The sequence below is a fragment of the Streptomyces sp. AHA2 genome, assembly GCF_036857595.1.
Taxonomy (GTDB): domain Bacteria; phylum Actinomycetota; class Actinomycetes; order Streptomycetales; family Streptomycetaceae; genus Streptomyces.
The window spans coordinates 57,086-76,029 of sequence record NZ_JAUQWJ010000023.1; the positions used below are offsets into that span (position 1 = coordinate 57,086).

At 74.6% G+C, this 18,944-nt stretch carries 11 protein-coding genes; 3 read left to right on the forward strand and 8 right to left on the reverse strand.

The genetic code is table 11. From position 1 onward, the window contains the following. Positions 1 to 76 precede the first annotated feature (76 nt). The gene (locus Q5694_RS30450) at positions 77 to 3,499 is read left to right on the forward strand and encodes a trypsin-like peptidase domain-containing protein (RefSeq protein ID WP_333936707.1); all 3,423 of its coding nucleotides are present in this window, start codon (positions 77 to 79) and stop codon (positions 3,497 to 3,499) included. 169 nt (positions 3,500 to 3,668) lie between these two features. Continuing rightward, positions 3,669 to 4,631, forward strand: coding sequence for a bifunctional riboflavin kinase/FAD synthetase (locus tag Q5694_RS30455; protein ID WP_333936708.1), 963 nt, complete (start codon positions 3,669 to 3,671; stop codon positions 4,629 to 4,631). A gap of 115 nt (positions 4,632 to 4,746) precedes the next feature. On the opposite strand, the gene Q5694_RS30460 is transcribed toward Q5694_RS30455, so the two are convergent. From Q5694_RS30460 to eccE, 8 genes are all read right to left on the reverse strand, one after another. Further along, positions 4,747 to 5,751: an ABC transporter ATP-binding protein gene (locus tag Q5694_RS30460; protein ID WP_333936709.1), complete on the reverse strand. Its 1,005-nt coding sequence runs from the start codon at positions 5,749 to 5,751 to the stop codon at positions 4,747 to 4,749. Next, positions 5,748 to 6,884, reverse strand: coding sequence for an ABC transporter ATP-binding protein (locus Q5694_RS30465; protein WP_333936710.1), 1,137 nt, complete (start codon positions 6,882 to 6,884; stop codon positions 5,748 to 5,750). Before Q5694_RS30465 ends, Q5694_RS30460 begins: the two co-directional genes overlap by 4 nt. Further along, positions 6,881 to 7,795 (reverse strand): ABC transporter permease, encoded by a 915-nt coding sequence (locus Q5694_RS30470; protein ID WP_333936712.1) that lies wholly within the window; start codon positions 7,793 to 7,795, stop codon positions 6,881 to 6,883. The genes Q5694_RS30465 and Q5694_RS30470 overlap by 4 nt, the downstream gene beginning before the upstream one ends. Next, positions 7,792 to 8,838 (reverse strand): ABC transporter permease, encoded by a 1,047-nt coding sequence (locus tag Q5694_RS30475; RefSeq protein ID WP_333936713.1) that lies wholly within the window; start codon positions 8,836 to 8,838, stop codon positions 7,792 to 7,794. Before Q5694_RS30475 ends, Q5694_RS30470 begins: the two co-directional genes overlap by 4 nt. An 18-nt stretch (positions 8,839 to 8,856) precedes the next feature. Further along, entirely contained in the window at positions 8,857 to 10,710 is a 1,854-nt protein-coding gene (locus Q5694_RS30480; protein ID WP_333936714.1) for an ABC transporter substrate-binding protein, read from the reverse strand. A 297-nt stretch (positions 10,711 to 11,007) separates the two neighbouring features. Beyond that, the gene (locus Q5694_RS30485; RefSeq protein WP_443040973.1) at positions 11,008 to 14,622 is read right to left on the reverse strand and encodes an SCO5717 family growth-regulating ATPase; all 3,615 of its coding nucleotides are present in this window, start codon (positions 14,620 to 14,622) and stop codon (positions 11,008 to 11,010) included. Positions 14,623 to 14,971: 349 nt separating this feature from the next. Continuing rightward, on the reverse strand, positions 14,972 to 15,823 hold the full coding sequence (locus tag Q5694_RS30490; RefSeq protein ID WP_443040975.1) for a hypothetical protein: 852 nt from the start codon (positions 15,821 to 15,823) through the stop codon (positions 14,972 to 14,974). A 62-nt stretch (positions 15,824 to 15,885) separates the two neighbouring features. Continuing rightward, positions 15,886 to 17,223 carry a type VII secretion protein EccE gene (eccE, locus tag Q5694_RS30495; RefSeq protein WP_333936717.1) on the reverse strand — a complete coding sequence of 446 codons (1,338 nt, stop codon included), beginning with the start codon at positions 17,221 to 17,223 and terminating at the stop codon, positions 15,886 to 15,888. A gap of 183 nt (positions 17,224 to 17,406) precedes the next feature. On the opposite strand from eccE, the gene eccB reads away from it, so the two are divergent. Then, on the forward strand, positions 17,407 to 18,930 hold the full coding sequence (gene eccB / locus Q5694_RS30500; protein ID WP_333936718.1) for a type VII secretion protein EccB: 1,524 nt from the start codon (positions 17,407 to 17,409) through the stop codon (positions 18,928 to 18,930). Positions 18,931 to 18,944: the final 14 nt, after the last annotated feature.

Consider the following 18,944-nt stretch of genomic DNA (forward strand, 5'->3'; position numbering starts at 1 on the left):
GTGATCTGTCCCGCCGATCTTCGCCCCCCTACTGTCGAACACGAGGGCACGGGTGTACGGCGGGGAGGCTCGGACGATGGCGTCGCGAAACCGGTCCCGGGGGGCGGAGGAAGGCTCACGGGTCGCGCGGGAGCGCCCCGGCGCGGCCGGGCACGACGACAGGGCGTTCCCCGGGGACGCCCTGGTCCGCATCCACGACCTGGCCGGCCGCCCCCGCGGCACCGGCTTCCTGGCCGACCACCACGGCACCCTGATCACCAGCCACGAGGCCGTCGACGGCCTGCCCCGCCTCGTCCTGCACGGGGAAGGGGACCGCCGCCGGGTCGTCGACGCCGGCGCCGTCACGCCGCTGCCCGCGCTGGACCTGGCCCTGGTGCGCACGGACGGGCTCGGGGTGGCGCCGCTGCCCGTCACCGTGCGGGAGGAGACCGGCACCGGCGCCTACGTGCGCATCCCCGCCGGTGGCTGGCGCGAGGCCCGGGTCCTGGGCCGCACGCCCGTGACGTACGCGGCGACCGACCGCTTCCACCGGCTCGACCGGGCGCTGGAGCTCGCCGTCGGCACGGCGGGGCGGGACGCGCTGCGGCTGGGCGGGGGAGCGGCAGGCGGGCCGGTCCTCGACGCCGGGACCGGGGCCGTCGTCGGCGTGCTCGGCACCGCCCTCAGCTCCGGCCACAGCGAGGTGGGCTTCGCCGTGCCGCTGTGCGCCCGTGTCCCCGGCCCGGACGGCCCGCTCGGCGCACTCCTGGCCGAGAACGCGGCCACGGTGCCCGCCTACGGCGCCGACCTCAACCTGGCCGGTGTCCTGGCCCTGACGGGAACCTCCGTGGGCCTGGACGGCCCGCCCGGAGGCACGGGTGTCCCCGAACCGGTCGAACGACCGGACGCCCTGGCCGCGTTCGGCGCTTTCACCGCAGGCCCGACGGCCGTCCTGGGGCTCGTCGGGCCGCCCGGGAGCGGCCGGACCACGCAGCTCGCGGCCCTGGCGGCCCGCCGCCAGGCCGACCGGCACCCCACGCTCTGGCTGCGCGGCTGCGACCTGCGCGACGACGACGCGTCGGTGGCGGACGCGGCCCGCCGGGCACTCGCCCGCTCCGCCCCCGTCGTGGCCGCGGCCCGGGCCCCGCTCCCGGCCGGCCCGGACGACACCACGCCCGAACGGATCGCCCGGCTCGCCGCCGGTCTCGGCCGGCCCCTGCTGCTGGTGCTCGACGACCCCCAGGAGATGCCGCCCGCCCTGGCCCGCCGGACGGCCGGCTGGGCCGAGGCGACGGTGCGGTGGCTGCGCGACACCGGCGCGCGCCTGGTGGTCGCCTGCCGGGACGAGTACTGGGAGGAGACCGCGCCCCTGCTGCACTCGCCCGCGTGCGTCCGCCTGGGCGACCTCACCGAGGCGCAGGCCCGGGAAGCCCGCCTGCGGCACGGCATCCCGGACGGCGCCCTCGCCGCCGCCGACGCCCGGCACCCCCTGACCCTGCGCCTGCTCGCCGAGGTCCACGGCGCCCTCCCCGGCACCCCGGACCTCACCGGGGCCGGCCTCGACCGGCACGAGGTCCTCTCCGCCCACCTCGACCTGATGTGCCTGCGCATCGCCACCCGCCTGGCCGCCTGCAACGGCCTGTACGGCACCGCGGTACGTAGGCTGGCCGCCCGGGTCGCCGGGCAGGTGCACGAGGCCGCCCGGCGCAGCCTCGGCCCCGGCCAGGGGGACCTGGACGGGGAGGCGTTCGAGGCGGTGTTCCCGTGGGGCCCCGCCCCCGCCCGGCTCGGAGGCGGCACGGGCTGGGCGTCGGCCGTGCTCGCCGAGGGCCTGCTCGTCCCGGCCGGGTCCGGCTACCGCTTCGCCCACGAGGAACTCGCCGACTGGCTCCAGGGCCTCCACCTCGACCTCGACGAGGCGCTGCACGCCCTGGTCCACCGAGGCGGGCAGGCACCGCCCCACCCGGTCCCGCACCACCGCGCCGGGCCCGTCGTCCAGGCCCTGCTGCATCTGGCCCGGCAGCACGGCCGCGACCGGCTCGCCTCCCGGCTGGCCGACCTGGTGCACGCCCTGGACGCCGACCCGGACTCCTGGTGGGCCGCCCGGCTCCTCGCCGGCACACTCGCCGCCGTGCCCGACGCGACGCCTTACACCGAGGTGCTGCGGCTGCTCGCCGACCGGATCGTGGCCTGGCGGCGGCAGGAGCGGCCGCTGCCCGCAGAGGTCGGACCCGGCTTCTGGACCGGCCTGCGCCTGCCGCAGGACGTGCGGTGCGCCCTGTTCAGACGGCTGGTGCACGCCGACGGGCCGCCGTGCGAGGCCGGACCGCGCTTCCTCGACGCCGTCGCCGCGCTGCTCGCCGCCGACCCGGTGGCCGTGCAGCCGCAACTCGCCCGCTGGTTCGACGACGAACAGCCGCTGCCCGCCACCCCGCACGCGACCGTCGCCACGGCCGCCCAGGCCCTGCTGCACACCCACCGCCACCGCGCCCCGGACGACCTCACGGACGTGCTCGCCGACCGCGCCCACCGGCGGGCCGAGGAACTGCTCGCCGTACTGGCCGAGGAGGAACCCTCGGCGATCTGCCGGGCCGTCGACCGATGGGCCCGCGACGAGCGGCCCGAGCGCAGGATCGCCGCGGTCGAGCAGGGCCTGCGCGTCGCCCCCCGGGTCACCAAGGCGGGCGACCGCGCCCTGCTGCGCTTCACCGCCCTCACCCTCCTGGCGCGCCCCGCGGACGCCGCCCTGCACGGCGGCGCCCTCGCCCTGCTCGTCCAGGACCCGCAGACCAGGGCCCGTCACCTGCCCCGGGCACTGGAACACTTCGCCGCGGCGGACCCCCGGTTCCCGCCGGACGCGCTGGCCGGTGCCCTGGTCAGCCACCCCGAGCCGGTGCTCGGCGCCTTCGCCCGGCGGCTGGAGCGCCCCGACGCCGAGGAACCGCTGCGGGCCCTGGCCGACGCCGCCCCGCCCGGCCTGGCCCGCCGGGTCGCCGTCCTCCTCCGGGACGCCTGCGAGGCCCGCCCGGACCTCGCCGGGCCGATCGCCGCCTGCGTCGACCGGCGGCTCGACCGCGGCGCCGCCGCCCGCCCGGTGCTCCTGCCCCTGGTCACCGGCCTGCTGCAGACCGGCAGCGTGCGGCTGCGCTGCGCGCTGGCCGCCGTCCTCACCCCACCCGGCATCCCGGCCTCCCGGCCGCTGCGCCGGGAACTGCGCGACGCGCTGCTCGCCCGGGAGCAGGACACCGACGTCCTGGACGCGCTGCTGCACGCCGCTGCCCGGGACGGCGGCGACGACCTGCGCGACCTCACCCACCGGATCGGCCTGCGCCTGGCCCGCACCCCGGAGGGCGCCACCCGCTTCGACCGCGCGCTGGTCGATCTCGGCCGGCACGTACCCGGGTTCGCCGTGCGCGTGGCGGGCTGGCTGTCCGAGGAGCCGGGGCGGTGGGCCGCCCTGGTCGCACCCAGCGCGCTCCGCACGCTCGAGAACCTGGCGGGTGTACGCGTGCCCGCCTGAGCGGAGCCCCGGCCACCGGTACGGACCGCCGTGCCGTGCGCCCTGTCACAGCGCCCATGCCGATGCGGGCGGCAGGCACCCGGCATGGCACCCTTAGACCTGCGCACGAGGCAGTAACGAACGACCGACCGACACGGGTTCGACGAGCTTTCGACAAGGAGCAGGCACAGTGCAGCGCTGGCGTGGCTTGGAGGACATCCCCGAGGACTGGGGGCGCAGCGTCGTCACCATCGGCTCCTACGACGGAGTCCACCGCGGACACCAGCTGATCATCCGGCATGCCGTCGACCGGGCCCGGCAGCTGGGCGTGCCCGCCGTCGTCGTCACCTTCGACCCGCACCCCAGCGAGGTCGTCCGCCCCGGCAGCCACCCGCCCCTGCTCGCCCCCCACCACCGCCGTGCCGAGCTCATGGCCGGCCTGGGCGTGGACGCGGTGCTCATCCTCCCCTTCACCACCGAGTTCTCGAAGCTGTCGCCGGCCGACTTCGTCGTCAAGGTGCTCGTCGACAAGCTGCACGCCAAGGCCGTCGTCGAGGGCCCCAACTTCCGCTTCGGCCACAAGGCCGCGGGCAACGTGGAGTTCCTGGCCACCCAGGGCAAGACCTACGACTTCGAGGTCGAGGTCGTCGACCTGTACGTGACGGGTGAGGCGGGGGGCGGCGAGCCGTTCTCCTCCACGCTCACCCGGCGCCTGGTCGCCGAGGGCGACGTCGAAGGCGCCGCGGAGATCCTCGGCCGTCCGCACCGGGTCGAGGGCGTCGTCGTCCGGGGCGCCCAGCGCGGGCGCGAGCTGGGCTTCCCCACCGCCAACGTCGAGACGCTGCCCCACACCGCGATCCCGGCCGACGGCGTGTACGCCGGCTGGCTGCACGCCCAGGGCGAGGCGATGCCCGCGGCGATCTCCGTGGGCACCAACCCGCAGTTCGAGGGCACCGAGCGGACCGTGGAGGCGTACGCCATCGACCGCGTCGGGCTCGACCTGTACGGGCTGCACGTCGCCGTCGACTTCCTCGCGTTCGTGCGGGGGCAGGCCAGGTTCGACACGCTGGACGCCCTGCTGGAGCAGATGGGGCGGGACGTGCAGCAGTGCCGGGAGCTGGTGGCGGCCGAAGAGGCCACCCCGTCCGCTTGAGGGCCGTCTCCGGGTCCGCGGGGGCGGGTCGCGCGGTTCCCGCCGTCCCTGGGCTTGTTTGACAATTCCCTCCGAGGCCGCCCTCCGGGCGACGGCGGAAATCGTCAGACAGGCGCTAGAGGGACGTCGCCCAGTGGCAGGCGACCTGTGACTGCCCGCTGCCGCCGAGCACCTCGAGGTCGATGCCCCGGCAGGCGTCCGCCACGCCCGTCCGTTCCGCCTCGCCGCTCGCCAGGATCTGGCAGCGGGCGTGGAAGCGGCACCCCGGGGGGACACGCGAGGGGTCGGGGGGCTCGCCCGTGAGGACCACCGGATCGCCCGGGGCGTCGGGGAGGACGGACAGCAGGGCCTGCGTGTAGGGGTGCCGAGGGGCCGTCAGGACCTGCTCCACCGGCCCCGTCTCCACGATCCGCCCCAGGTACATCACCGCGACCCGGTCGGCGATGTTCCACGCCAGGCCCAGGTCGTGCGTGACGACCAGCGCGGACAGGCCGAGTTCGGTGCGCAGGCGCAGCAGCAGGGCGAGGATCTCGCCGCGCACGGAGGCGTCCAGGGAGGCCACCGGCTCGTCGGCGACGAGGAGTTCGGGCCTCAGGACCAGCGCGCCCGCGATGACCACCCGCTGCCGCTGCCCGCCGGACAGTTCGTGCGGGTAGCGCAGGAAGAAGCGCTCCGGGGGACGCAGACCGGCACGGGAGAGCGCCTCCGCGACCGCCGCGCGCTCGTCGCCGCCGTGGCCGTGGATGCGCAGGCCCTCGGCGACCGCGTCGTAGACCGTGTGCCGGGGGTTGAGGGAGCCGCTCGGGTCCTGCAGGACCAGCTGGACGCGCTTGCGGTAGGCCTTCAGGGAGCGGCCCGAGTACTCCAGCGGGCGGCCGTCGAAGGAGACCCGTCCCGACGTCGGCTCGACCAGGCCCAGCAGGCTGCGGGCCAGGGTCGTCTTGCCGCAGCCCGACTCGCCGACCAGCGCGACGATCTCGCCGGGGCGGATGTCCAGGTCGACGCCGTCCACCGCGCGTGCCGCGGGCCCGCCGTGCCGGCCGGGGAAGGTGACGTGCAGGTCGCGGGCGCTCAGCAGGGGCGTGGTGGTCGTTCCGGGGGCCGTGGGGGAGATGGTCATGGTGTGCCGGGCCTCGCTTCCTCCAGGGCTTCCGGGTCGTCGGAGGGCCGCTCGCCGGGCGTCCCCGGGGCGTGCCCGGGGTGGCCGGTGAGCGCTCCCGGGGCTCGCCCGGTGCGGTCGGCGGGTGCTCCCGGGGCCTGCCCGGTCCCGTCCGCGGGCCGCTCCGCGCCGGTGCGTGCTCCCGGCGGGCCGACCAGCACGCAGGCCGCCCGGCGGTCCGCGCCCGCCTCCCGCAGCTCCGGGTCCCGCTCGGAGCAGGAGTCCAGCGCCACCGGACAGCGCGGATGGAACGTGCAGCCGGACGGCAGCGCGGCCGGGTCGGGCGGGTCACCGGCCAGGCCCTGCGGGGCGAACCGGGAGGCCGGGTCGCCGATGCGCGGGAACGCCGCCGACAGGGCACGGGCGTACGGGTGCCGGGCGTCCGCGTACACCTGTGCGGCCGGGCCCTCCTCGACCACCCGGCCCGCGTACATCACCGCGAGCCGGTCGCAGGTGTCGGCCAGCACCGCCAAGTCGTGGCTGATCATGATCAGGCCGAGGTCCTGGTCCGCGACCAGCTGCTCGATGAGCCGGAGGATCTGCGCCTGGATCATCACGTCCAGCGCGGTGGTCGGCTCGTCGGCGATCACGAGCCGCGGGTCGCAGGCCAGCGCCATGGCGATCATGACGCGCTGGCGCTGCCCGCCGGACAGCTCGTGCGGGTAGGCCCGTGCGCGGGCCGCGGGGAGGCCGACCTGCTCCAGCAGTTCGCCGGTCCTCCTCTTCGCCCCGGCCGGTGTCGCCTTCCGGTGCAGCAGGATCGGCTCGGCGATCTGGTCGCCGATGCGGTGCACGGCGTTCAGGGAGTGCATCGCGCCCTGGAAGACGACCGAGGCCCCGGCCCAGCGGACCGCCCGCACCCGGCCCCACTTCATGGTCAGCACGTCCTCGCCGTCGAGGAGTACCTCCCCGGTGATGCGGGTGCCCGCGGGCAGCAGCCGCAACAGGGCCAGCGCCAGCGTGGACTTGCCGCAGCCCGACTCACCGGCGATGCCGAGCTTCCGGCCGGCGTCCAGGCGCAGGTCCACCCCGCGCACGGCGGCCGCCCCGCCCGGGTACGTCACCGTCAGGTTCCTGACGTCGAGCAAAGTCAACGCGACACCCCCAGCCTGGGGTTGAGGACGGACTCCACGGCCCGCCCGCACAGTGTGAAGGCCAGCGCCACCACGGCGATGGCGATGCCCGGCGGCACCAGGTACCACCAGTCGCCGGCGCTGACCGCGCCCGCCTCCCGGGCGTCCTGCAGCAGACCGCCCCACGACACGACCGTCGGGTCGCCCAGCCCGAGGAAGGCGAGGGTCGCCTCGGCGAGGATGGCCGAGGAGATGATGAGGGTCGTCTGGGCCAGCACCAGCGGCATCACGTTGGGCAGGACGTGCCGGGACATGATGTGCCAGTGGCCGCCGCCGAGCGCCCTGGCCCGTTCGATGTACGGCCGGGTCTCCACCGCCAGGGTCTGCGCCCGCACCAGGCGGGCCGTGGTCGGCCAGGTGGTGACGCCGATCGCGACGACGGTCGTGGTGAGCGAGCGGGACATCACGGTCGCCAGGGCGATCGCCAGCACCAGCGTCGGCATGACCAGGAACCAGTCGGTGATCCGCATCATCACCGTCGCGTACCAGCCCTTGAAGTGCCCCGCCGTCACGCCGATCAGCGTGCCGATCGCCACCGACAGCACGGCCGCGAGCAGCCCGACCAGCAGCGACACCCGCGAGCCCCAGATCACCAGGCCCAGCAGGTCCCGCCCGAACTGGTCGGTGCCGAGCGGGAAGTCGGTGCTCGGGCTCTGCATCGGGTGCCCGGGGGCCTGCGTCACGCTGCTCACGTCGGAGCCCACGAACAGCGGGGCGGACAGGGCCAGGAGCGCACACAGGGCGAGCACGGCCAGACCGTACAGTCCCGCCCTCTCGGCACGGTAGCGCCGCCAGAAGCGGGCGGCGGAGGCACGGCGGCGCTGCCGGGCGAGGGCCCGCGGGTCCGCGGCCGGTTCGGTCGTCGTCGTCATCGGGCCACCCGGGGGTCCAGCAGGGGATAGACCAGGTCGGCGAGGGTGTTCATCACGATCACCGCGGCGGCGAACACGAAGAACAGCCCCTGCACCAGTGGCAGGTCCGGCACGCTCAGCGCCTGGTAGAACAGCCCGCCGAGGCCCGGCCAGGAGAACACCGTCTCCACCAGGATCACGCCCGCCACCGTCCGGCCGAGGTTGATGAAGATCAGGGTCACGGTCGGCAGCAGCGCGTTCGGCACGGCGTGCCGGCGGCGCACGAGGTCGTCGCGCAGTCCCTTGGCCCGGGCGGTCGTCAGGTAGTCGCTGCCCATCTCGTCCAGCAGCGCGGACCGGGTGACCAGCAGCGTCTGGCCGTACTCCACCGCCACCAGCGTCACCACCGGCAGCACCAGGTGGTGGGCCACGTCGAGGACGTACGCGAAGCCCTCCTCGCCGCCCGACTCCATTCCGCCGGTCGGGAACATCCCCGGGACCGGGCCGATGCCCACCGACAGCACGACGATCAGCAGCAGCCCGAGCCAGAAGGACGGGATGGAGTACAGCGTCAGAGCCAGCCCGGTGTTGACCCGGTCGCCCGTCCCGCCGCGCCGCCACGCCGAGCGGGTTCCCAGGAGGATGCCGAGGGCCGTGTACAGGACGAAGGCGGTCACCGTCAGCAGCAGCGTGTTCGGCAGCGCCTCGGTGATCTTGTCGACGACGGGGGTGCGGAACTGGTAGGACGTCCCGAGGTCGCCGGTGAGCGCCTTGGCGCAGTAGTCGGTGAACTGGCGCCACAACGGCAGGTCGAGCCCGAACTCCTCGCGGTAGGCGGCCAGCTGCTCGGCGGAGACCTGACGGCCGCCCGTCATGGTCTTCACCGGGTCGCCCGGGATCAGCCGGAACAGGAAGAAGCTGGTCACCAGGACGGCCAGCAGCGAGACCAGCGCACCGGCCACCTTGCCGGCCAGGTAGCGCGGGTACGCCGAACCCTTGCGTACCCGCGGCCCGGCCGCCGTCTGCTTGTCCTCGACCAGCGCGGGGGTCGCGTCAGCGGTCATGAGTGCCCGTTCGCCCGTCTACTCGCGGTCCTCGGCGGTGGCCCGCCGGCGCATCGCCGCGAAACCGCCGAGCGCGACGAGGACCACCGCACCCGCGACGATCCCCACGACGACACCCGTGGAGGACGTGTTGTCCGAGGAACCGCTCGCATCGGCCGGGACCGCCGACCACCAGCTCCAGTAGCCGTCCTGCCCGTAGATGTTCCCCGCCTTCGCGGGCATGGTCGTGATCGACTTGATCTGGTCCGTCCGGTAGGCCTCGACCGCGTTCGGATACGCCATGACGTTCATGTACCCGAGGTCGTACAGCCGCGACTCCATCTGCTTGACGATGTCCGCCCGTTTGGCGGGGTCGTACTCGGCGAGCTGCCGGGCGTAGAGCTCGTCGTACTTCTTGTCGCAGATGAAGTTGTCCGTGGCTCCCGTGTCCTTCGGGGTCGCCGGGAGCGCGCCGCAGGTGTGGATCGACAGCACGAAGTCCGGATCGGGGTTGACCGACCAGCCGTCGAACGCCAGGTCGTACTTGCCGGCGAGCCAGGGGTCGGTCACGTTGTCCAGGCAGTCGAGCCGGACGCCGATGCCGAGGTCGCCCCACCACTCCTGGAGGTACTTGCCGACCGCCTTGTCGTTCGGGTCGGTGGCGTGGCACAGGACGCGGTAGGTGATGGGCTTGCCGTCCTTGCCGACGCGTTTGCCGTCGCCGTTCTTCCTGTAGCCGGCCTCGTCGAGCAGCCGCGCCGCCCTCGCCGGGTCGTACGCCAGCTTCTGCCCCGCGGACGGCTTCCAGAAGTAGTCCCGGAAGCGGGGCGGGATGTAGCCCTCGCCCTCGACGGCGTGGCCGCGGAACACCTTGTCGATGACGGCCTCGCGGTCGACCGCCATGAACAGCGCGTTGCGCACCCGCTGGTCCAGCAGGGACGGGTGGCCGTCGCCGAACCTCTCGCCGTTCTTCGCCCGGGCGCCCGGGTTGGTGGCCAGGGCGTAGAAGCGGCGGCCGGGCGCGTCGTTGACCCGGATGTTCTCCGCGCCCTTGAGCGACTCCGCCTGAGCGGGCGTCAGGGACGGCGACCCGGCGACGAAGGACACCTCGCCCTTGCGCAGCGCCGACACGGCCGCGTCCTGGTCCTTGTAGTAGCGGAACACCAGCTCGTCGAACTTCGGCGCCCCGCGCCAGAAGTCCTCGTTGGCCTTCAACCGTACGTAGCTGTCGGCCTTGTACCCGGTCAGCACGAACGGGCCGTTGCCCACGACGGGGAAGCTCTTGTCGTTGTTGAACTCGGAGAAGTCCGAGACCTTCTCCCACACGTGCTTCGGCACGATCGGCACGTCCAGGGCCGTCATCGTGGCCTGCGGCTTCTTCAGCTCGATGACCAGCTTCGTGGGGCTCGGGGCCGTCACCTTCCTGAAGTTCCCGACGTAGCTGCCGTTGGCCGTGGCGGCGCCGTCGTCGGTCATCATCGTGTTGAACGTCCACGCCGCGTCCTCGGCGGTGGCCCGCTCGCCGTCGGACCACTTCGAGTTCGAGCGGATCGTGTACGTCCAGGTCAGCTTGTCCGGCGAGGGCTCCCACTTGGTGGCCAGGCCCGGGATGGCGCGGTTGTCCTTGGGGTCGTAGTTGGTCAGGTACTCGTACATGAGCCGGTGGATGCTCGTGCTGAGCAGCCGGACCGCGAGGAACGGGCTCAGCGAGTCCACGCTCTGCGCCACCGCGACGGTCAGAACCTGCTTGCCGTCGTCGGCCGCCCGGGCCTGCCGGGGAGCCGGGTCGAGCGGGGTCGCGAGACCGGCGGTGAGGGTGAGGGAGGCCGCCCCGGCGACGGCGGCGAGCCGGAGGCCGTGCGGGAGGCTGCGTTTCTGATCGTTCGTGCCCATGGACGGACCTCGCGTCATCGCTCGGACGGGTAGGACGGGTTGATCAGCTGTCAGGGGGTTGATGTGTGTGTATCAGCGGCCGTCTCCGCCCGTCAACGGCACGTTCACCCCTTGTGGCCTGCGGAAATAACGAAACGGCGAGTGTTTCGCGGCCATTGGTCGAGACCACTGACGCGCCGCTGGCCAGGGCCTGGCAACGCATTTCGCCCCCGAACGCGGCAAGGCCCGCACCGAGTGGGAACGGCGCGGGCCCGACGGGTGACCGGCCCCTCGAAAGGGGCCGATCGGGTGAGGCGGTTACTGCGTAGGGGGCGGGGGCGGCGGGGTGCGCCCTTCGGGGGTGCCGGCATCGTCGACGTGTCCGGGCAGGGGCTGGGGCTGCGCTGCGGGGTTGCCGGGAGGCCCGGGGTGGCCCGGCTGCGGGTAGCCGTAGCCGGGCTGCGGGGGAGCGGCGGGCGGCTGGCCGGGGTGGGCCTGTTGCGGGTGGGCCTGTCCGGGCTGGGCGTAGTGCTGCTGCGGCGCGGCCTGGGGGTAGGGCTGGCCCGGGTGGGCGTAGGGCTGGCCGGGGTACGGCTGGCCGGGCTGGGGCTGCTGAGGCTGTTGCGGATGCTGCTGCGGCTGCTGGTAGGGGTCGGGCCGGCCCGGGACCTGCTGGGCGGGGCCGGGCTGCTGCGGCTGACCGGGGAAGGGGGCCTGGCCTGGGACCTGGCCCGGGATCTGACCCGGGGCCTGGCCTGGGATCTGACCCGGGGCTTGGCCTGGGATCTGACCCGGGGCCTGGCCTGGGACCTGGCCCGGGATCTGACCCGGCATCTGCCGGCCGTGCATCTGCTGGCCGGGCAGGGGAGGAGCGGCGACCGGCGGCGGGTTGCCGTCGGAGGTCCACAGGCCGTGCGACTGCTGGTGCCGGACGAAGTCCTCGGCGACCATCGCGGCCAGGTTGAAGTACGCCTCGCGCACCTTCGGCCGCATCATGTCGAGGTCGACCTCGGCTCCGGCGGCGAGGTGCTCGTCGAACGGCACGACGATGACGCCCCGGCAGCGCGTCTCGAAGTGCGACACGATGTCGTCGACCTTGATCATCTTGCCGGTCTCGCGCACTCCGGAGATGACGGTGATGGACCGCGAGACGAGGTCGGCGTACCCGTGCGCGGACAGCCAGTCCAGGGTCGTGCTCGCGCTGCTCGCCCCGTCCACCGACGGCGTGGAGATGATGATGAGCTGGTCGGCGAGGTCCAGCACACCGCGCATGGCGCTGTACAGCAGGCCCGTGCCCGAGTCGGTGAGGATCACCGGGTACTGCCTGCCGAGCACGTCGATCGCGCGCCGGTAGTCCTCGTCGTTGAACGTCGTGGACACCGCCGGGTCGACGTCGTTGGCGATGATCTCCAGCCCCGACGGGGCCTGCGAGGTGAACCGCCGGATGTCCATGTACGAGTTGAGGTACGGGATCGCCTGGACGAGGTCGCGGATGGTCGCCCCGGTCTCCCGCCGCACGCGGCGCCCGAGGGTGCCCGCGTCCGGGTTGGCGTCGATCGCCAGGATCTTGTCCTGCCGCTCGGTGGCCAGGGTCGAGCCGAGGGCGGTGGTGGTGGTCGTCTTGCCGACACCGCCCTTGAGGCTGATCACCGCGATCCGGTAGCAGGACAGCACGGGCGTACGGATCAGCTCGAGCTTGCGCTGCCGCTCGGCCTCCTCCTTCTTCCCGCCGAGCTTGAAGCGCCCGCCGCCGCCCACCGGACGGCTGCTCTTCGCCTTCTGCCGCTTGCTGTTGAGCAGCCGGTCGGACGACAGCTCGACGGCGGCCGTGTAACCGAGCGGCGCGGCGCCGGGGTTGGTCGGCTGCCGCTGGTCGTGCTGGATCGGCTGCGGCCAGGCGGCACCCGTGCGGGGGTCGACGGGGGGTTGCGGCTGTCCGGGCTGCCCCGCGGGGGGCTGTCCCGCGTGGGGCGGGCGGCCGGGGTCGTTCTGCCCCTGCGGGGGCTGGGCCTGCGGCGGGACTCCCGGGTGGGGGAAGCCGTAGCCGCCCTGGGGGCCGGGAGTCCCGGGGTGCGGGAAGCCGTAACCGGCCTGGGGGTGGGGAGCGGGGGCGCCCTGCGGGCCGGTGCCGGGGGCTCCCTGCTGCGGGAAACCGTAGCCGCCGGGCTGCGGTGCGGGCTGCTGCGGCGGCAGGGGTGCGGCCTGCTGATTCCAGGCGGCGGGCGCCGGCTGTGGCGCCTGCGGCTGGAACGGCGGCTGGCCCTGGGCGGCTGCCGGCTGCGGCTGGGCGTTCGGCTCCGCGGGCCACTGGCCGGCGGGTGCGGGAGCGGCCGGCTGGTACGACGGAGGCAGGGGCGGCACGCCCTGGGGGGCCGGGGGAGTCCAGGCCGGCTGACCGCCGGCAGCACCGGCAGTACCGGCAGCACCGGCAGTACCGGCACCGGCGACACCGGGCCCTGCGTCACTCTGCGGCGCGTTGCCTCCGGGTCCGTCCTCGACGGGCACGGCATCGGAAGCCACCTTGTCGGCGGGCTCAGCGGGCTCGGCGGGCTCGGCGGAAGCCCGTACGGCGGGCTGCTCCGGCCCGTCGGCATCCACGGCAGGACCGTCGGCGGACTCGCTCACCGCCGGGGCGTCCTCCGCAGCGACCGCGTCCGCAGGCGCATCCGGTTCTCCGGCACCGGCGTCCGTGGACACCGGCGTCCCCGGCGCCGAGGACGTGCCCACGGCGTCTGCGGACTCACCCTCCCGTGAGGAACCCGGCTCGGACTCGGCTCCGGCGACCGCGCCGCCCGACGCCGACTCGCCCTCCCGCGGGGTGTCCGCGGCAGCCGCGTCCCGGCTCTCCCCGTCACCGGAAGGGGTGACGTTCCCAGGCGCGCCGGGCACGCCGGGCACGCCGGACATGCCGGACCCGGCGGCCCCGCCGGCCGGCGAGCCACCGTCGTCACCACCGGGCGCGCCGTGCGACTGTGATGCGTGACTCGGCCCGGCGGCAGCCGGGACGTCAGCGCTTTCGGTGGCGCTCCGCTTCTCTCCCGCTTCCTGCGGCCGGGGCTCATCTGAGCCGTGCGGCCCAGTGCCTTCCGGCCCCTGCGGCCGGTCCCCGGCCGTGGCGGCACGCTCGGCGATCTCCCGCTTCAGGGCGACCGCGGAGAAGCGCATGGTGGCACCGCTCTCCAGATCACCGTTCCCGGGTTCCTCCTGGGCGGCAGCAGCGGCAGCGGCGGCAACGGCGGGTGAGGCCGCAGCGTCCGGAACCGACTCCGGTGAGCCCTGGGGCGGCCACGTGCCCTGCGGCGCCACACCCGGCTGCGCCCCTTGCGGCTCGAACCCGCTCCCCGCGGGAAGCCTCGGCATCCCCGAGGAAGCCTCGGCGTCGACGGGCGGCACCGGCGGCACGAAGGGCGCACTCGAGGGAGGAACGGGAGGAGCGAACGGAGCGGCGGGCGGCGTGAAGGGAGCGGACGGCGGCCCGGGAGGCGTGAAGGGGACGCCGGGCGCCGGAGTCTGCCCGGCGGCCGGGGCGGGGGGCGAGGACTGACCGAAGGGTTCGGCGGCCGGGTGCGGGGGAGTGGACCCGGCGTGCGGCGGCACGGTTCCCTCCGGCGCTGCGGGAGCCCCGGGACCCGCCGGACCACCGGCCACCCCGGGCCCTTCCGGCACCGCCGCACCGCCGGGCACGCCGGGCCCCTCGGGCGTCGCCGAGGCGCCGCTCCCATCGGGCACCTCCGGGCCCTGCCCCGGCCCGGAACTCCCCGAGGCGTTCTGCGTGTACCAGGCGGGCGGCGCGTAGTCGATGGTGAACTCGCCCGTCATCTCGACTGAGGACTCCGCGTCGGGCTGGTCATCGCCGGGTGTCGCCCAGCCCCCGCGCATCCCGTCCCGATCGCTGCTCACAGTGTTCCTCCTGGTGTGGTCGAGCACCCTCATGCCGTGCTGGGGGCGACCCTTGCTTCTGTCTGCTGTGCCGTCCGCAGTGGTTCGAAAGAGTCCGCGGCCGTCCGGGGCAGCACGGTGCGTCGGCTCCCCCGCTCCTCCCCTGCAACACCGACGCCGGGCCACGGGTCGTGACGTCGCGCCCGGTCCCAGCCTAATCACCACATGCCCCGCCCCGGCAGCCCCGCCCGTCCGTCGCCTCGGGCCTCCCAGGTCACAAAACGCGCGGAACCGGAGGACTTTCACACGGCGCCGACAGACACCTCAGCCGGGCGACGGCGACGAAACGCCGGAAACCCGTCCCGAGTGCACAGGCTCGACACCTCGACCGGGACCGGCCCCCTCAGTCCATCCGCCGCGGCGTTCCCAGCAACCCGATCTCCGCATCCGTCGGACGGGTCAGTACGTAGCGGCGATCCCGGTCGGCACACCAGAGGGTCATTCCGTCGGCGAGGGTGGGCAGGGACTCGACCTGCTCGCGCGTGAGGGCCATGCTGCGGCCCAGTTCGGCCGCCTCGTCGGGGGAGACTCTCTGGACGCCGACGAGCCGCGCCTGCCGCAGCAGCCGGGGTGCCACCGGGCTCAGGTACGGCAGGAGCGTCAGCACCGACTGCCACGGGCCGGAGACGACCCGTCCGCGCGGAGGACGCATGCCGCAGTCGCGGACCACCAGCACCGGGGTGCCGGCGGAGGCGCCCTGCGGCGGAACCCGCCCCACGTCGTGCACGGAGAGGCCGTTCTGCGCACCGCCCATGGCGTGCACCATCTGCTGCCACGCCTGCGGACGGCCCGTCTCCACGGCGACGTGAGCGCCGGTCGCCGTGGCCCGCAGCGCCAGCACCTGCGCGGTCCACAGGCCACCGATCAGCACCACGTCGTACGGCGTCGGCCGGTTGACCCCCAGGACCGCCGGCTCTCCCGCACCGTCCACGCCGGCGACCACACCGTCGTCCCCGAGGGGCAGGGCGAGCGCGTCCAAGTGCTCCGCGCCGATCGTGTGCCGCCCGTGTCGGGGCCCGGCCAGTCCGAAGCCCTTGCGCAGGCGGTCGACGACCCGGCCCGTCGCCGAGGGCGCGCCGCCGGGCCGGTTCGGCGAACCGGCGACGGCGCGCACACCCCCCGTGACGCCGGTCGGCGCCGCCGCACCGGCGGGTGGCGGCTCGACAGGCGACGGCGAACCGGCGGATGCCGGCATCCCCGCGGACGCCGGCGCGTCGGCGGGCGTCGGCGTGCCGGCAGGCGCCGGCGTGGGGTACGTCACCGGGCACCTCCGAGGGGGAGCGTGGCGAGCACGCCGGGCAACTGCTCACGGTCCAGTCTGGCCAGTCCCGCGCCGGCACCCCGCGCGGCCTCCTCCAACGCCCGCCGCGCGGCCACGAGTTCGTCGTCGCTGCGGCCCGTCACTCGTACGTGTCCAGCCAGTGACAGGTCCTTGCCGTCGCTGTTCACCAGGGTGAGGCTGAAGGTCGTGGCGAGCGCGGGCACGGCCGTGAGCCGAGCGACGAACTGCGGCAGCGTGTGGCCATCGGCTCCCGAGAGCCGCGGCCAGGAGCGGACCCAGTACGTGGTGTGCCGGCGGTTGTCGCAGCGCCAGTTGCGCGGCGACTCCCGAGTGCGCCGCTGACGCACCTCGGCCCGTCCCGCCTCCGCGGTGACCAGCGGGTTGGCACACACGGACGTGGCCAGCGCCGCGACCAGTTCGCCCTCGTCCAGCACGGTGACACGGAAGCCGGCACCCGTCAGCCGGCTCGCCAGGTGATGGGCCGCGCGGACGACACACCGCTGCGCCCCCGTCACCCCGCCCCCGCGCGCGGCCACGGCCTCCGGGCACAGCTCGGGATCGAGCTTCAGCGCGATCCACGTGATGCGGACCGCGGGAGTGCCCGTCTGCGCCTGCAGCGGTGCGTAGTTGGCCACGGCCACCGACTGCTGGGGCAGGTGCAGTGCGGGAGCGGGCTGGGTGTGCAGCACGACCTGCGCCGACTCCAGCTTGATCCCGTCCACCTCCAGGGCGTCGCGGACCAGTCCCAGCGGCAGCGGCTGACGGCCCCGCTCGGCACGCAGGGCGGAGGGGGCGGCCTCCACCTGCACGACCGCCGTCACGAACGTGCCGTCCCCGACGGTTCCGACCGGACGCCGGTCGCGCACGCCGTACGAGCCGGTGCGCAGGGCCGGTTCGCACTCCAGCGCCGGCACCAGGCCGGGCTCCGTCCCCGGCGGTATCTCCAGGACGGCTGCACGCTTCTGCCGGTTCCGCAGCGCCCACGCGGTGGCGCACCAGTCGGGCACGGAGCGGCCGCGACGGCGTACGAAGGCGAGCGCCAGCAGTCCCGCTGCGAGCACGGCGGCCACCACCAGCCCCGCGGTGCCGACGACCCGGCCGACCAGGAGGACCGCGGCGGCCAGTTCGACCAGTACGACCCGTTGCAGGCGGGACGAACCCCCGAGGCCGCGGCGCAGACGGAGCTGTGGCGCTGCGGGCGCGGAAGCGGACGTCACCGTCGCGGAAGCGCCCGGATCGGGCGCCGCGCCCGCCGCCGGGGAAGCCTGGGTGCGCCCGCGGCCACGCGCGCGCACCCGTGTCGTGGAAGCCATCCCCGAGTCCCCCGTTTTCCTCGCGTCGGCAGCAATGACGGCACCGCGCCGGGCTCTTGACGGTCCGGCCACGGTACCCGCTCCGACGGCCCGCGCGATCACCAGGCATAGTAGGGGGCCGGTCTGACAGCGCAGGGCGGGGGCGACGACCTCCGGGACCGACACGGGGAGAGACGGTCACTGATGGCATCACGGCGGGACGAGCTCAACGCCTACACGTTCGCGAAGCGGCGTCTGCTGGCGGCCTTCCTCCAGCCCTCCCCGACCGGTACGGAGGAGGGAGCTCCGAAACCGCTGAGAGCGGTCGTGCCGAGCCTGGTCGCCGGTGTCCTGACCCTGGCGGTCTTCGGAGCCTGGGGCATGTTCCGGCCCACCGCGCCCTCCGGCTGGGACAAGCCCGGTACCAGGGTGATCGTGGGCAAGCAGTCGACCACCCGGTACGTCGTCCTGAAGACGGACGGCACCACCCGGCTGCACCCCGTCCTGAACCTGGCGTCCGCCCGGCTGCTCATGAACGACGCGAGCTACCAGGTCATCCAGGTGAGCGACGGCATCCTCGACTCCGGCAAGCCACCGCGGGGACCCATCCTCGGCATCCCGTACGCACCCGACCGGCTGCCCTCGCCGGAGGAGGCCGGCAAGGCCAAGCGCTGGGCGGTCTGCGAACAGCCCGGCGGCAAGGGCGACACCGTCCAGGAGGCGACGTTCGTCCTGGCGTCCGGGGAGGCGGTGAAGACGGACGGCCGCAACCGGCTGACCGGTGGGGACGCGCTGTACGTGAAGACCCGGACCGGCGAGCGCTACCTGGTCGCCTCCGGGGGAAGCGCCTACCCCGTCACGGGCACCGAGTCCGACCCGCTCACCGAGACGCTCGTCGGGTCGCGGGAGCCGCAGCTCGTCACCAAGGAGTGGCTGGCGACCCTGCACGCGGGCGACGCGATCGCCTTCCCGCGGCTGCCCGCAGGTGTCGGTTCCCCCGCGAACGTCCCGGGCGCCCTGTCGGACGAGGAGAACCGCGTCGGAATGGTGCTGGAGGCCGAGACGGGCGAGGGGGCGAGGTTCTACGTCGTCCTGCCGGGCAAGGTACAGCCCGTCAGCGAGTTCACCGCCTGGCTGCTGATCAACTCACCCGAGACCGCCCGGCTCGACATGAACGGCAAGGCCCGCAGCGTCGGCCTCCAGGACTTCACGGCCGACCCCGAGCCCTTCGCGGGCCAGCGCGCGAACTGGCCGGACCGCCGCCTCCACCAGGTCAACTCCGCCACCGGCAACGGCCGCGACACCGTGTGCAGCGTCCTGCGCGCGGTGGGCCAGGACGGCGGCACCACGCTGAGCACCTGGGCGGGCCGGGACTACCCGGCCCGGATCACGTCGGACGGCACCAGCACCTACGCCACGCCCGGAACAGGCCTGCTCTACACACAGATCCAGGGTTCCGCCACCGACTCGGGCGCGCTCTTCCTCCTCACCGACACGGGTCTGCGCTACGCCGTCCAGGCCAACGGCGACAGCGACGCGGACAAGTCCAAGATCGGTGCCGACGGTGACCGCAGGCCGTCGGACGGAAGCCCGGAGCCGAGTGAGGCCCAGGTCAAACTCGGTTACCAGAACGTCCGGCCCGCCAGGGTGCCGCTGGTGTGGTCGGAGTTCCTGGCCAAGGGCCCGCGGCTCGACACCAACAGCGCCCGCCAGCCGCAGGGTTCGTGACCCGTGGCGTCCCG

What these genes read in the sequence shown, in the direction of transcription:
- Q5694_RS30450 (WP_333936707.1), top strand. Translation starts at nt 77, where the DNA reads ATGGCGTCGCGAAACCGGTCCCGGGGGGCGGAGGAAGGCTCACGGGTC.
- Q5694_RS30460 (WP_333936709.1), bottom strand. Translation starts at nt 5,751, where the DNA reads ATGACCATCTCCCCCACGGCCCCCGGAACGACCACCACGCCCCTGCTG.
- Q5694_RS30470 (WP_333936712.1), bottom strand. Translation starts at nt 7,795, where the DNA reads ATGACGACGACGACCGAACCGGCCGCGGACCCGCGGGCCCTCGCCCGG.
- Q5694_RS30475 (WP_333936713.1), bottom strand. Translation starts at nt 8,838, where the DNA reads ATGACCGCTGACGCGACCCCCGCGCTGGTCGAGGACAAGCAGACGGCG.
- Q5694_RS30480 (WP_333936714.1), bottom strand. Translation starts at nt 10,710, where the DNA reads ATGGGCACGAACGATCAGAAACGCAGCCTCCCGCACGGCCTCCGGCTC.
- Q5694_RS30485 (WP_443040973.1), bottom strand. Translation starts at nt 14,622, where the DNA reads ATGAGGGTGCTCGACCACACCAGGAGGAACACTGTGAGCAGCGATCGG.
- Q5694_RS30490 (WP_443040975.1), bottom strand. Translation starts at nt 15,823, where the DNA reads ATGCCGGCATCCGCCGGTTCGCCGTCGCCTGTCGAGCCGCCACCCGCC.
- eccE (WP_333936717.1), bottom strand. Translation starts at nt 17,223, where the DNA reads ATGGCTTCCACGACACGGGTGCGCGCGCGTGGCCGCGGGCGCACCCAG.
- eccB (WP_333936718.1), top strand. Translation starts at nt 17,407, where the DNA reads ATGGCATCACGGCGGGACGAGCTCAACGCCTACACGTTCGCGAAGCGG.